13 protein-coding genes are annotated in these 14,303 nt (G+C 46.5%); 9 read left to right on the forward strand and 4 right to left on the reverse strand.

The genetic code is table 11. The features are described 5' to 3' along the window. Positions 1-58 precede the first annotated feature (58 nt). A complete protein-coding gene (locus tag BUA78_RS01850) occupies positions 59-943 on the forward strand; it encodes a MerR family transcriptional regulator (protein ID WP_072910585.1) in 885 nt (294 codons plus the stop codon). Between the two features lie 99 nt (positions 944-1,042). On the opposite strand, the gene BUA78_RS01855 is transcribed toward BUA78_RS01850, so the two are convergent. Together BUA78_RS01855 and BUA78_RS01860 are read right to left on the reverse strand one after the other, a co-directional pair. Continuing rightward, positions 1,043-1,597 carry an FmdE family protein gene (locus BUA78_RS01855; RefSeq protein WP_207650477.1) on the reverse strand — a complete coding sequence of 185 codons (555 nt, stop codon included), beginning with the start codon at positions 1,595-1,597 and terminating at the stop codon, positions 1,043-1,045. 63 nt (positions 1,598-1,660) lie between these two features. Beyond that, positions 1,661-2,098 carry a GNAT family N-acetyltransferase gene (locus BUA78_RS01860; protein ID WP_072910587.1) on the reverse strand — a complete coding sequence of 146 codons (438 nt, stop codon included), beginning with the start codon at positions 2,096-2,098 and terminating at the stop codon, positions 1,661-1,663. 307 nt (positions 2,099-2,405) lie between these two features. On the opposite strand from BUA78_RS01860, the gene dpaL reads away from it, so the two are divergent. The 8 genes from dpaL (at position 2,406) to BUA78_RS01900 (ending at position 12,542) form a co-directional block, all read left to right on the forward strand. Then, the gene (gene dpaL, locus BUA78_RS01865; protein WP_139257217.1) at positions 2,406-3,617 is read left to right on the forward strand and encodes a diaminopropionate ammonia-lyase; all 1,212 of its coding nucleotides are present in this window, start codon (positions 2,406-2,408) and stop codon (positions 3,615-3,617) included. A gap of 115 nt (positions 3,618-3,732) precedes the next feature. Continuing rightward, on the forward strand, positions 3,733-4,923 hold the full coding sequence (locus BUA78_RS01870) for a YgeY family selenium metabolism-linked hydrolase (protein WP_072910589.1): 1,191 nt from the start codon (positions 3,733-3,735) through the stop codon (positions 4,921-4,923). Positions 4,924-4,933: 10 nt separating this feature from the next. Further along, the gene (locus BUA78_RS01875) at positions 4,934-6,526 is read left to right on the forward strand and encodes an N-acyl-D-amino-acid deacylase family protein (protein ID WP_072910590.1); all 1,593 of its coding nucleotides are present in this window, start codon (positions 4,934-4,936) and stop codon (positions 6,524-6,526) included. Positions 6,527-6,538: 12 nt separating this feature from the next. Beyond that, the gene (gene ssnA / locus BUA78_RS01880; RefSeq protein ID WP_072910591.1) at positions 6,539-7,867 is read left to right on the forward strand and encodes a putative aminohydrolase SsnA; all 1,329 of its coding nucleotides are present in this window, start codon (positions 6,539-6,541) and stop codon (positions 7,865-7,867) included. Between the two features lie 42 nt (positions 7,868-7,909). Further along, positions 7,910-9,256 carry a nucleobase:cation symporter-2 family protein gene (locus tag BUA78_RS01885; protein ID WP_072910592.1) on the forward strand — a complete coding sequence of 449 codons (1,347 nt, stop codon included), beginning with the start codon at positions 7,910-7,912 and terminating at the stop codon, positions 9,254-9,256. 58 nt (positions 9,257-9,314) lie between these two features. Next, complete coding sequence (locus BUA78_RS01890; RefSeq protein ID WP_072910593.1) at positions 9,315-10,394, forward strand: 4Fe-4S binding protein; 1,080 nt, start codon at positions 9,315-9,317, stop codon at positions 10,392-10,394. A 28-nt stretch (positions 10,395-10,422) separates the two neighbouring features. Further along, positions 10,423-11,811, forward strand: coding sequence for a dihydropyrimidinase (hydA, locus tag BUA78_RS01895; RefSeq protein ID WP_072910594.1), 1,389 nt, complete (start codon positions 10,423-10,425; stop codon positions 11,809-11,811). A 353-nt stretch (positions 11,812-12,164) separates the two neighbouring features. After that, complete coding sequence (locus BUA78_RS01900; protein ID WP_072910595.1) at positions 12,165-12,542, forward strand: RidA family protein; 378 nt, start codon at positions 12,165-12,167, stop codon at positions 12,540-12,542. 84 nt (positions 12,543-12,626) lie between these two features. Here BUA78_RS01900 and BUA78_RS01905 read toward each other — a convergent pair whose 3' ends face one another. Continuing rightward, complete coding sequence (locus tag BUA78_RS01905; RefSeq protein WP_072910596.1) at positions 12,627-13,175, reverse strand: DsbA family oxidoreductase; 549 nt, start codon at positions 13,173-13,175, stop codon at positions 12,627-12,629. 149 nt (positions 13,176-13,324) lie between these two features. After that, complete coding sequence (pdxK, locus tag BUA78_RS01910) at positions 13,325-14,125, reverse strand: pyridoxine/pyridoxal/pyridoxamine kinase (protein WP_072910597.1); 801 nt, start codon at positions 14,123-14,125, stop codon at positions 13,325-13,327. Positions 14,126-14,303: the final 178 nt, after the last annotated feature.

Here is a 14,303-nt window from a genome sequence, read left to right on the forward strand (position 1 = left end):
AAAAAGTTATTGACTATCACCTTGGGTAGTAGCTTATGATTGTTTCGAGGTGAGAAACATGTTGATTAACCAAACAAGCAAGGTAACAATTTTAACGAAAAAGGCAATCGAATATTATATAGAACAGGGTTTAATTTCTCCGGCCATTTTAGACAACGGATATCGGGATTTTAGTGAAAACGATGTAGAATGCTTAAACAAGATTTCTATTCTTCGAAAATTAGGACTTAGTACAGAGGAAATTAAAACAGTTTTTGCAGATAAAACTGGCAGTACACTACAAAAGCTTTCGGTTCAGAAAGAGTTGACCATACAAAGGGAGCAGGTACGGAAAAACATACTTGACCAACTTGCTTGTGGTAAAAGCTATTCCGATGTAGTAGCAGAACTAAAGGCAATTGAACAAGGAAGAACCATTACGGATAGATTGTTAGATGCATTTCCAGGGTATTATGGCAGATTTATTTGTTTGCATTTTGCGCGTTTTCTGAATGAGCCGATTAAAACGAAGGAACAGTTAGTGGCATATCAAGAAATTTTGGAATTTTTGGATAATATTCCGTCTCTACATTTTGCTAAAGAGTTGCAGGACTACCTGATTGAATATACACAGCATAGTAGTAGCCAAAATATTATTGATATGATTGAAAATACAAAGCAATCCATCGAAGATCCAGATAAATTCTTATCAGAGAATAAGGAGATACTGGAACAATATTTAGCATTCAAGCAGTCAGATGAATATAAAAATTCTCCAATATTTACTATGCAAAACTTACTTAAAGAATTTAATCGTGCAAGTGGCTACTATGATGTTTTCATTCCTGCAATGAAAAGGCTAAGTGCTTCTTATGCTGAATATTATAGGCAAATGGAACTTGCCAATGACAAACTACTTGAGCAGTATCCTGAAATTGCAAAATTGAATTGCTCAAGTGAATGAGCATAATGCTTATAATTCTATTTTTATTATGCTAGGTTAGCAAAGGCCCAGACTTTCGTTTTGTCAAAGTCTGGGCCTTTGTGTCTATTCCTTTCTCCTTTAAACATCGAAGCGGGAATAAGAGCTATAGCAGTCCAAGCAAAGCTTTTTGTCATTCTGAAGCCTAATCCAGTTCGCTCCGGTAGTCTCCCCGCAGCACTCGCACGCATAGGAATCAAAAATTCGCGCCGGCTCCGGCAGCCGGAGTTTGGTTTCCTTGATATCAAACATATCCTGCGGTTCACAGGACTGATAATAGGCAAAGGATTCCTCTCGTGTCATGCCACCCGGTTTCTTCTTTAAAACCAACCGAACGGATTTTCCCGTATTTCGGTTATAGAAGGAGAACGCCTGCTTGCCGCGCAGGTGAAACAGTAGATTTCCCTTGCCAATGCTGCAACCAAGGATTACCTGAATGGCATCGACGCCGCAGGCATCGTTCTCAGCAATGCAGACGATCTGTTCGTCGTCAGAAATACAGATATCGTGCTGGTTGTCGCCCGGAGCCAATTGCAACAGCTCCATGGTATACAGCGCAGCCTTATAGCCGATGGTCAGGCCGCCGCACTCGTGTCCGTGAAATGCCACACACTTTTCCCAAATCGTTTTTTTCATCATAATTCCCCCTCTAATCAACCAGAATCATGTGATGTCCTTTCACGGTAACTCGAAAGTCAATTATAGCGTTAGCAGCATTTTTATATGAGGGATACCGTCCTCCAAGAATTCGTCTGAGATTTGCTGGAAGCCCAGTTGCTCATAAAACCCTTTAGCATAGGTTTGGGCTTCTATATAAACCTTGTCAGCGCCCATCTTTTCCTTCGCCACCCGAATCCCCTCTACCATGACTTTTTTGCCTAAACCGCTTCCCCGCTTGACTGTCAGAACCCTTCCGATAGAAACCTTGTCACAGCTTTGAGTTGGGTCTACTACCCTAAGATAAGCCTGAATATGGTCATTTTCTTTATAAAAGACATGATAGGAAAAAAGGTCTTTGCCGTCCAATTCTTGGTAGGGACAGTTCTGCTCGACCACAAACACCGATATCCTCACCTGTAACAAGTCGTATAGCTCGCGTGTTGTCAAAGTCTCAAAACGCTTAACAATCAGTTTCATAATTGTCTCCCTATCTTCAATGCTAATCCGCCTAAAATCTTATATCCTGACTAAATTATACACTGCGTCTATACCCAAAACAATCAAAGCCCGGTGACAAGATGTCAAGCCTATGGATTCTAAAAAAGGTACATTGAACAAGCTCAGTGTAGTATGTAAAAATTGTAATTATTACAGGATAGAACTGAGGGGGTGGCTATCTCATATATTCACCTTTCTATTTTGTTTTAGGACCAATATTTACAGCTGTTTTTTGGCATGATAGTTGCGAATATAAATATTCATAATGTCAAAGGAGAGGTGCGCTATGGATAAGATTCAATGGGAAGCTAATAGGATGATGGGAAAACAGCAAGTATCTACTGATTTTTTAAGTGAAAAAGAAATACAAAAGGCCAAGCTGTTTCATCAGAGTTTCCCTGAGTACAGTATTACCCCACTACGTAGCCTGCATAACTTGGCTAAATTCCTGGGTGTAGCCGGTATTTACGTCAAGGATGAATCCTATCGCTTTGGCTTAAACGCCTTCAAAGTGCTGGGTGGTTCCTTTGCCATGGGTAAATATCTGGCCCAAAAGCTGGGTAAAGATATCGGTTCGTTGGATTACCATACATTGACTTCCGATGAAACCCGCCGCAACTTAGGTGAAATTACCTTCGCCACCACCACCGATGGCAATCACGGTCGTGGCGTGGCCTGGACCGCTAATCGCCTGAAGCAAAAGTCTGTGGTGTATATGCCGAAGGGTTCTTCCCAGACTCGCCTGGAAAATATTCGTGCCGAAGGTGCTGAGGCCGCCATCGTTGAGATGAATTACGATGATGCGGTACGGATGACAGCTGAGAATGCCCAAAAGTACGGTTGGGTGATCGTTCAAGACACAGCCTGGGAGGGCTACGAGGAAATTCCCACTTGGATTATGCAGGGCTATGGAACAATGGCCGCCGAGGCATTGGATCAATTGCGGCAATTTCAGGTAGAAAAACCCACCCATATCTTTGTCCAGGCCGGTGTAGGTTCCCTGGCGGGTGCCGTACAGGGCTATTTTGCAGCGGTCTTTGGGGAGGGGCGTCCCAAAACTATCATTGTGGAAGCAGACAAGGCAGATTGCCTCTATAAGTCGGCCCTGGCTAACGACGGCAAACCCAGAGTGGTAGGCGGTGACATGGAGACGATTATGGCCGGCCTGGCTTGCGGGGAGCCCAATACCATTGGTTGGCGTGTCTTGAGAGACTACAGCGATATGTTTTTCTCCTGCCCCGACTGGCTGGCAGCCAAGGGCATGCGTGTATTGGGTAACCCTCTCGGAGAGGATTTGCGGGTAATCTCCGGCGAGTCCGGTGCTGTAACCTCTGGGTTGTTGTTTGAACTAATGAAATGCAAAGATATGGAAGAAGCGAAAGCCCAATTGGGTTTGACGAAAGATTCTCAGATTCTCTTGTTTAGCACCGAAGGAGATACCGACCCGGATCATTACCGTAGCATTGTATGGGATGGTAAGAATCCTAGTTATAAATAGAGCAACCCATTAAAATTGATTTCACAAGATTGTACAAGACGTAAGCTGTCGCAGGCTATGGTGTTAGCCAGTTATTATCAAGCCAGCAAAACTCCAATCCAGAGGTGGTAGAAAAATGCTTACAGAACAAAGAAAAAAAGAGCTAATCGAATTATGCCAGGAATTGCTACGCCAACAAAGCTACTCCGGCGAAGAAGGCAAAGTCGTCAAGAGCATCTCCGAAGCTTTTCAAAAAATGGGCTTTGATGACTACTTTGTGGACAGCTACGGCAACGTCATTGGCCACATTAAGGGAAACAAACCCGGCAAAACCATTTTGTTCGACGGCCATATAGACACTGTTCCGGTACCAGATGATTCTAAGTGGCTGCACGCGCCCTTTGGCGGGGAACTGGTTGATGGTAAAATCTATGGTCGTGGTGCCTCGGATATGAAAGGGGCAGTTAGTGCCATGATTGCTGCGGCAGCCTATTTTGCTGAAGATAGCCAGCGGGACTTTGCCGGAGACATTTATGTGGCCGGGGTGGTGCACGAAGAAATCTTCGAAGGTATTGCCGCTAGAAAAATCAGTGAAGCAGTACAACCAGATTATGTGGTTATCGGTGAAGCCTCGGAGCTTAACCTCAAGCGTGGCCAAAGGGGCCGGGCGGAAATTGTGGTAGAAACCTTTGGTAAGCCTGCCCACTCTGCCAACCCCGAAAAGGGTATTAATGCAGTGTTAAAAATGTCCAAGTTAATTGACCGTATCCAGGGGCTGGACACCCCGGAACAAGAGGTATTGGGCAAAGGAATCTTAGTATTGACCGATATTAAGTCCTCTCCCTATCCTGGAGCCTCGGTGGTTCCCGATCACTGCCGGGCAACCTACGACAGAAGATTGCTAGTGGGTGAAACTCCTGAATCGGTACTGGCCCCCATTAAGGCACTCATTGCCGAAATGGAAAAGCAAGATCCCGAATTTAAAGCTCGTGCTTCCTTTGCTGTGGGTACAGAAAGATGCTACACCGGTGAGATTATCGAAGGAGAGCGCTTTTTCCCTGGTTGGCTTTACGACGAACAGGATGAATTGGTGCAAGCAGCCCTCAAAGGTTTAAGAGAAGTGGGTTTAAACCCGGAAGTGACCCATTATTCCTTCTGCACTAACGGCAGTCACTATGCCGGGGAAAAGGGCATTAAAACCATTGGTTTTGGTCCCTCCAGGGAAAATCTGGCCCACACCATTGATGAATATATCGAAGTAGATCAACTCTGTAAAGGTGCCGCAGGGTACTATGCCATTATCAAGTCAGTACTTAAAAAAAGGTAAGGAGAACCTAATGAGAACTATCCTAAAAAACGGCTTACTTATCGACGGAACCGGTGAAAAAAGATTCCACGGCAGTGTGGCCATTGAGGGAGAACGAATTGTTGCCATTGGGGATATTCCAGAGCAGGACAATGATGAAGTGCTTGATGTAAGCGGTTTGGTAGTGGCGCCGGGGTTCATTGATACGCACAGCCACTCGGATCTTAAGGTGTTGGTGGACCCCTATATCGAGCCGAAAATCCGTCAAGGGGTAACCACCGAGGTACTGGGACAGGATGGTATCTCCATGGCACCGCTGCCAGAACAATATATCAGCCCCTGGCGCAAGAATTTAGCGGGTTTGGATGGCGACAGTGACGACATCGACTGGCATTATAAGACAACAGACGGTTATTTAAAGCTGATGGAACGGCAAGGAGTGGGACTCAATCAGAGCTATCTGGTGCCCCATGGCAATATTCGGATGGAGGTATTGGGGTTAGGTAACCATCAACCCACAGCTGCAGAAATCAAAAAAATGTGCGATGTTACCCGGCGGGAAATGGAGGCCGGAGCCTTTGGCTTGTCCACCGGGCTTATCTACATGCCCTGTGCTTATTCAGAAACCCCTGAAATTATTGAATTATGCAAAGTGGTGGCGGAATTTGACGGCGTGTTTGTGGTACACCAGCGCAGTGAAGCGGATACCATTCTGCCGTCCATGGCCGAAGTCATTGAAGTTGGCCGCCGTTCCGGGGTCAAGATACACTTCTCCCACTTTAAGGTTTGTGGTCGTAAAAACTGGCGTTTCATTGAACCGATGTTGGAACTTTTAGATCAAGCAACAGCAGAGGGCATCCGGATCTCCTATGATCAGTACCCCTATGTGGCAGGCAGTACCATGTTGGGCGTTATCTTACCTCCCTGGGCCCACGACGGAGGTACCGATAGGCTGCTCAAACGTTTACAAGATCCTGAGCAAAGGGAAAAGATGATTTACGACATGGAGCATGGTATTCCTGGTTGGGATAATTTTGTGGCATTTGCTGGCTTAGATCAAATTTTTGTCACCAGCGTCAAAACAGCAAAAAACCAGGAGCTGGTTGGTAAGAGCCTAGTCGAAATTGGTCAGCTTCGCGGCAAAGATCCCTATCAAGCCACCTTTGATTTACTGTATGAAGAAGAAAATGCTGTGGGTATGGTGGATTTCTATGGTAAAGAAGAACACGTCATTACTTTTCTGACCCGCCCGGAGCAAAATGTTTGTACCGACGGATTGCTGGCGGGTAAGCCTCATCCTCGGGTGTATGGTTCCTTCCCTCGGGTGCTTGGACGTTATGTGCGGGAATTAAAGGCCTTAACCCTGGAAGAGGCTATCTTCAAAATGACCTCGCGACCAGCGGAAGTTTTTGGCTTTGCAGAGCGAGGTGCACTAAAAACCGGATATTATGCCGATATTGTGGTGTTTAACCCGGATACCATCATTGATAAGGGCACCTTTGTGGACCCTATTCAATATCCCGAAGGGATTGAACATGTGTTTATTAATGGTCAAGCCGTTATCCAACAGGGTGTGTATCACACCTTGTTAGCCGGTAAAGTGCTGAGAAAACGTGTGAAATAAAGGAGTGGCGAGATGCTGCTGGTTGGTAATGGAAAGGTGATCACAAGGGATGCCGCTAAGCCTTACTTGCCGGAGGGCTGCGTGGTCATACAGAACAATGTAATTGCTGAAGTGGGAACGATGGAGGAGCTGAGAAAAAAATACCCCGAGGCAGAATATATAGATGTTGCAGGTAAAGTTATTATGCCGGGTATGATCAATACCCACATGCATCTATACAGTACTTTTGCCAGGGGGATGGCCCTGAAGGATGCTCCCCCCGGTAACTTCCTCCAAATACTGGAACGTCTGTGGTGGCGGTTGGACAAAGTCCTTACCCTGGAAGATGTCTATTACAGTGCTATGCTGCCCTTGGTTGATTGCATTAAAAATGGTACCACCACCATCTTTGATCACCATGCTAGCCCTGGGGCAGTAAAGGAAAGCCTGTTTACCATTGCTAAAGCTACCAAAGAAATGGGTGTCCGCAGTTGCCTGTGTTATGAGGTATCCGATCGGGATGGTGACGAGGTTGTGGAACAGGGTATCCAAGAAAATATGGACTTCATCCGGCATAACAAGGATGCCGATGATGAGATGGTCAAGGGAATGTTTGGGCTGCATGCCTCCCTAACCCTCAGTAATGCTACCCTGGCCAAATGCTGTGAGGCAAATGCCGGTTCTGGTGTTGGCTATCATGTGCACACCGCCGAAGGCTTGGCTGATGTTATAGATGCCCAGGAGAAATATGGTCAGCGAGTGGTAGAACGTCTTGCCAGTTTTGGCATTCTAGGACCCAAAACCATCACAGCCCACTGTGTTCACATCAATGAAGAAGAAATGACTTTATTAAAACAAAGCAGCAGCCGAGTGGTACACAACCCGGAGTCCAATATGGGGAACGCCGTGGGCGTTGCTCCGGTGATGGAAATGATGCAACGGGGTGTGTTCGTTGGTTTGGGTACCGATGGTTACACCAGTGATATGTTTGAATCCTTTAAAGTGGCCAATATCCTGCACAAACATACCCAACAGGACCCCAGTGCAGCCTGGGTGGAGGTTCCCACCATGCTATTTAAGAACAATCCGGTGATTTGCCAAGAATACTTCGACAAACCATTGGGTTGTCTGAAGCCTGGTGCCTATGCCGATGTCATTGTCGTAGATTACACCCCTCCCACACCCATGACCACCGATAACCTCAATGGCCACATTTTATTTGGTATGTCGGGTCGGGCGGTGGACACCACCATCATTAATGGACGGGTGGTTATGCACAACCGCCGGTTACAGGGCATAGACGAAGAGCAAATTTATGCTAAAGCAAGGGAATTAGCTCATAAAGTATGGGAGAGATTCTAGAAAGCACATCACAATTTATCTAACGAAAGCGAGTGGTAACAAATGGCAGATCATGTTGTAGCACCCGTTGATGAAATGTTACCAAAGGAAAAACTATTTGTTTTTGGTTTGCAGCATGTCATGGCTATGTATGCTGGAGCAGTGGCGGTGCCAATCATCATTGCCAATTCTCTGGGATTATCAAAGGAAGAATTAATTTATTTAATTAATGCCGATTTGTTGGTGGGTGGAATTGCAACCATTATCCAGTCGCTGGGTGTCTGGAAGTTGGGGATTAAAAGCCCCATTATGCAAGGTGTGTCCTTTGCTGCTGTGACACCAATGGTGATGGTGGGTGCTCAACATGGCTTGCGGGGTATCTTTGGTGCCACCATTGCTGCTGGTCTCATCGGATTTCTGATTAGTCCCTATTTTAGTAGACTCATTCGCTTTTTCCCACCTGTGGTAACAGGTACCATTATTACCCTCATAGGAGTCTCTCTTATGCCGGTGGCTGTGCGTTGGGCTGGCGGTGGTGTAGTAACAGCACCCGATTTCGGTAGTTTGAAATATATTGGCTTGGCCCTTGTGGTGCTGTTGTTTGTTATTATGATGTTTCGATTCTTTACTGGTTTTTACCAAAGTATTGCAGTACTTTTAGGTTTAATTTTTGGCACAATTATTGCCATACCTTTAGGAATGACAAATTTTTCCCAGGTAGGTACCGCTTCTTGGGTGCAAATTATCATCCCCTTCCATTTTGGCATGCCCATCTTTGATATAACGTCCATTTTGGCGATGACCCTGGCCATGCTCGTTATTATGACAGAGACCACTGGCGATATGGTAGCCGTGGGTGAAATTGTTGGCCAGAAAGTGGACAGGGAAGGCTTAACCAGAGGTTTACGGGCGGACTGCTTTTCCACCATGCTGGGTGGTGTGATGAACACCTTCCCCCATTCAGCCTTTGCCCAAAACGTTGGGCTGTTAGCCCTTACCGGTATTAAAAGCCGTTTTGTGGTGGTGGCTGCAGGTATTATTCTGGCTGTACTGGGACTGTTCCCGAAAGCTGCCGCTGTGGTGGCTGCCATTCCTCAACCGGTGTTGGGGGGTGCAGGGATTGCCCTGTTTGGTATGGTGGCGGCCAGTGGTATCCGGACATTAAGTAAAGTAAAATTTGATGGCACCAATAACTCCATGATTGTGGCCGTGAGCCTGGGTCTAGGCCTAATTCCTCTGGCTGTTCCCACTTTCTATCATCATATGCCCCAGTGGGCACAGCTCATATTGCACAGCGGTATTACCGCCGGTAGCTTAGTTGCCATTACACTGAATTATTTCTTTAATGAAAGCGGAAAAAAATCGGATGAAGCAGAGGAAGCTGAAACTGCTGCTTACCAAACCCACTAAAAGTCACGTAGCCTCCATCATTAACACGTAACAAATTGCAATAAAGGAGAAATAACTGATGGCTAAAATTAGCGTAAATATCTGCGGACTGGAATTTCCTAACCCTGTAATGCCCGCCGCTGGCCCCGGTTCCAAGGATGGAGCCATGTGTCAAGCTGCAGCTAGGGGTGGTGCAGGAGGCATTGTTACCAAAACGATCTCAGTAAAACCCGCCGAGATTCCCCGTCCTTGCATGGCCCAGGTGAAGGGTGGTTTCCTGAACACCGAACTGTGGTCCGAACTACCCAAGGAGCAATGGCTGGAGAAAGAATACAAAATGGTCAAAGAAACCGGTGTGCCGGTAATTATTGGATTAGGCTACACGGCAGAACAAATTAGTGAATTGGCTAGGCTGGTAAAACCCTACGCTGATGCCTTGGAACTGTCTACTCACTATGTGGGCACCGATGTAGCTCCCATGATAAATGCTTTAAAAGCTGCCAAAGAGGCAGTGGATGTGCCGGTATTTTTGAAAATGAGTCCTCACACCGATATTAAGGAAATAGCCAAAGCTGCAGAAGCAGCTGGCGCAGATGGTTTGGTGATGATCAATTCCTTTGGTCCTTGCATGGGGATTGATGTGGATACCGGATTGCCCCTCATGGGTAGCAAAACCGGTTACGGTTGGCTCTCCGGTGCCGCTATTCGCCCCCTGGCTGTACGTTGCATTTATGATGTAGCTCAGGTCGTCAATATTCCCATCTTTGGTGTGGGTGGCGTCACCAGCGGTCGCGATGTGGCAGAGATGTTTATGGCGGGAGCTTCGGCTGTACAGGTTTGCACCGAAGGAATTCTCAAAGGACCCAATGTCTACGGGAAAATTGCCAAGGAACTCAATGATTTCTTAGATAGCCACGGTTATACCGACATTGCCCAAATTAAAGGTCTCACTCTCAAAAAAATGGCTGAGCGAGCTTATCGGGCTGAATCCATAGCTCCGGAGGTCAATCATGATAACTGCACCAAGTGTGGCATTTGCGAAGTTAGCTGTATGTATAGTGCCATCTCTAGGGACGAGCAACTAAAAATCGACCCGCTTAAATGCTTTGGCTGTGGTCTTTGCGTAACCCGTTGCCCCAAAAGTGCACTGTCCCTGTAAGCTAAACTGAAACCACGGGGGAAATGTTATGGGAATCGTACTAACAGGAGGAACCATTGTTACCGCGGTGGATTGCTACCAGGCAGATGTTCGTCTGGCAGGAGAAAAAATTGTGGCCATTGGGAGAGATGTCAGCCAAGCAGAGGATAATGTGATTACCGTGGAGGGGTGTTACTTGTTGCCCGGCGGCCTCGACCCCCATACCCACTTTGAGTTAGAAGGCGTAACTACCACCGCCGATGACTTTGCCAGTGGTACTGCTGCGGCTTTAACGGGGGGCACCACGACCATCCTGGATTTTGCCACCCAGAGCAAAGGGGAAACTTTGGCCCAGGCCTTGGCTAACTGGCAGTCCAAGGCTGCTGGCAAATGCTTTGCCGATTTCGGTTTCCATCTGGCCATCACCGATTGGAACCAGGAAGTCTGCCGGGAAATGCAAAGGCTGGTGGTAGAGGACGGCATATCCTCCTTTAAACTTTATATGGCGTATAAACACAACCTGCAAGTGGATGATGGGATCATTCTCCAAGCACTAAAGCGTAGCCGGGAAGTGGGGGCACTCATTGGTTTTCACTGTGAAAACGGTGATGTAATTGATGTTCTTATTCAGGAAGCTCGCAGCCAAGGAAAACGTTCTCCACGCTTCCATGCCCTAACCCGACCTGCGGCAGTAGAAAGAGAAGCCACAGCCAGGGTGATTACCCTGGCTGAATTAGCCGATGCACCGGTGTATATTGTTCATCTAAGCTGTGCCGGGGCCCTGCAGGAGGTGATAGCGGCCAGAGCCAGGGGGCTGGAGGTCTATGCAGAGACCTGTCCCCAATACCTAATCTTAGATGAATCTTGCTACGATACAGAAGACTTTAGTGCAGCCAAGTATGTCTTGTCACCCCCCCTGCGCAGTACCTATGATCAAGCTGTGCTTTGGAATGGTTTACGGACCGGTGCTTTGGATACGATTGGTACAGATCACTGCTCCTTTAATTATGAGGGACAGAAGGAATTGGGACGGGAGGATTTTAGCAAAATTCCCAACGGCATACCCGGTGTGGAGAACCGGCTGGGCTTGTTATATACCTACGGTGTTTTAACAGGCAAGATAAATTTACAACAGTGGGTGGCTTTTACATCCACCAATGCAGCCAAATTATTTGGTCTGTTCCCCCGTAAGGGAACCCTGGCGGTGGGCAGCGATGCCGACATTGTGGTGTGGGACCCCCGCCAAAGCAGTACCATCACCGTTAGTCAGCAAACCCAGCGGGTAGATTATAACCCCTATGAAGGTTTGCCCCAGACAGGCAAAGTAGAGCAAGTATTCTTGCGGGGGCAGCAGGTTGTAGCACAGGGTAAGCTTTGTTCAAAGGAACCCCAAGGGCAGTACCTTTTCCGCAAACCATTTCCAACAAGAAAAGTTTAAGCTTGTATGCAATGACTATAAATGGTAATCTAATAACCGTGGCAAGTAAAATATCAACGGGTTACTGGGCTCAACGGGTAATGTAGAGGAAGCATGGCTAAGGCAAAATAGGTAATTACTAAAAAATACACTACATTGCCGAGGGAGAATGTCTTCCAGGGCCGGCAGGTATCCCAGGAAGATGTAGACTCACCTCTCTGTGAGCAACCAGAGGGTTGCACCACGTCTAGTACGGCCTTGCGGCCATGCCGGGGGTGGTGCCAGAATAAACGGCCAGTTAACTGACGAGGCTGGAAGCCTTTACTGTCCAGAAGCTGGTATCGCCCGTGCTATTGAAAAAGGAGGATGTTATCATGAAAACCATTATTCACACCGAGAAAGCTCCCGCAGCCATTGGACCCTACTCCCAAGCTGTAAAAGCAGGCGGCTTCATCTTTGTCTCCGGTCAAATACCCGTTAACCCGGCCACTGGTGAAGTTGTGGCAGGTGGCGTAGAGGCACAAACGAAACAGGTATTGGAAAACCTAACCGCCATTTTGAACAGCCAGGGTTTGGGCTTGGACCGTGTGGTAAAAACTTCGGTATTTATTAAAGACATGAATGATTTTCAAAAAATCAACGCAGTTTATGCGGAATACTTCAACAGTGAAGCTCCCGCCAGAGCTTGCGTGGAAGTAGCCAGACTACCCAAGGATGTCTTGGTAGAAATAGAAGCAATCGCTGTAGTGTAATAATAAAGTGACCTGGGGATGTAAAGTTTCCCCGGGTCACTTTTTTTTCTAGCGTCTATGAAGTTTTTGCCTACAAAAAGTCATTTACTTTAGATACGGATCCAATACCCTTTGGAAAGCAGCATAGGGTTGTGCACCGACAATTCTTTGTTGATCTTGTACAATAAGGGTGGGTAAACCCGTTACTTGCCACTTGAGACCGGCCTGCCGATTCTCTTCCAGTCGCTTTTGGTAGTGGGGATCAATCAGAGCAGCGGCGACTTTGGCAGTGTCCAAACCCAGTGAGGCTGCAATATCGAGCATCACTTGCTGGGAGCCAATGTTTAACCCTTTACTAAAATAGGCCTTAAACACCGCAGCGTGAAATTCTTCAAATAGTCCCTGATCTTTAGCGTATTCTGTTGCCACTAGGGCTAAATTGGTATTGGGAAGAAAGCTAACCGGCTGGAAGGTGAGTCCATAGTCCGCGCCAACTTTGTTAAACCGTTCATTCGCAGCCACCGGATCGAAATCCGGAAATAATTTGGCTAAATCTTCACCTGCCAGCGGTCTTTCAGGTCGTAATTCATAGCCAAACCAGGTAATCCTTAATGGGTATTCCTGGGAAAGTTTTTCGACAATACCTTTGCCGATATAGCAAAAGGGTCAGGCATAGTCGGAGAAGATTGTGAGATTGATGGAAGTCATTTTGTATTCACCCCGTTAGCTTTCTTTTTATCAAATAGCCCTTGGCCTTAACTGGCCAAGGGCTATTTAGCATATACCAATGCAAAAATAGTAAACTACTGCTTATAGTTCCTGTAAGCACCGTGATTGGTAGGCCCAGCAAACTGATTAATGGGGAAAGCATGGCGAATGGCGGCTGTAATAAATTCCTTAGCCACCAGCACAGCTTCTTTAACCGCCTTGCCCTTAGCCAGTTCAGCGGTAATGGCTGCGGAATAGGTGCAACCGGCACCGTGGGTATAGGTGGTAGTAATTCGTTCACCCTCTAGTAATTCAAAAGATTGCCCATCATAGAGCAGGTCGATGGCCTTTTCATGTTCCAGACGGGCGCCACCCTTAACTAAAACATATTGAACACCCAGGGCGTGAATTTTTTTAGCGGCTTCTTTCATTTCTTCTAGAGTTTTAATAGGAGCCTGTTGGCTAAGTTGGGCTGCTTCAAATAAATTGGGTGTTACAATAGTGGCCCGGGGAACCAAAACTTCCCGTAAACTCTTGGCATTATCCGGGTCTAATACCGTATCGTCGCCTTTGCAGATCATCACTGGGTCTACTACAACATTTTCCAATTTATACTCATCAATGGTCCGGGCAGCTAGCTCAATAATATCGGTAGAACCTAGCATACCGGTTTTCATTGCGTTTACACCGATAGAAAGAATGGTGTTTAATTGAGATTTTAAAATGTCTGTTGACTGAGGAAAAACGTTGTGATTCCAAGTATTTGGATCCATTGAAACAATGGTAGTAATAGCGGTCATACCATAAACACCGAGTTCCTGGAAGGTTTTCAAATCTGCCTGAATCCCGGCTCCGCCGCTGCTGTCTGAACCGGCAATGGTTAATGCTTTATACATTTCTAGAAAACTCCTTTCATTAACATAATGTCATTTTAACATACTAATTCTCGAGAGTGAAAGTAGTATCAAAGAAGATTTTTTCACTTGGAAATTCTTTTTAAACAGAGTATCACCAATTTATGAATCATAGATATTTTCTGCCATATTGGGTGAACCTATCCATTGCCTGTTGAAT

The sequence above is a fragment of the Desulforamulus aeronauticus DSM 10349 genome (assembly GCF_900142375.1).
Classification (GTDB): Bacteria; Bacillota; Desulfotomaculia; order Desulfotomaculales; family Desulfotomaculaceae; genus Desulfotomaculum; species Desulfotomaculum aeronauticum.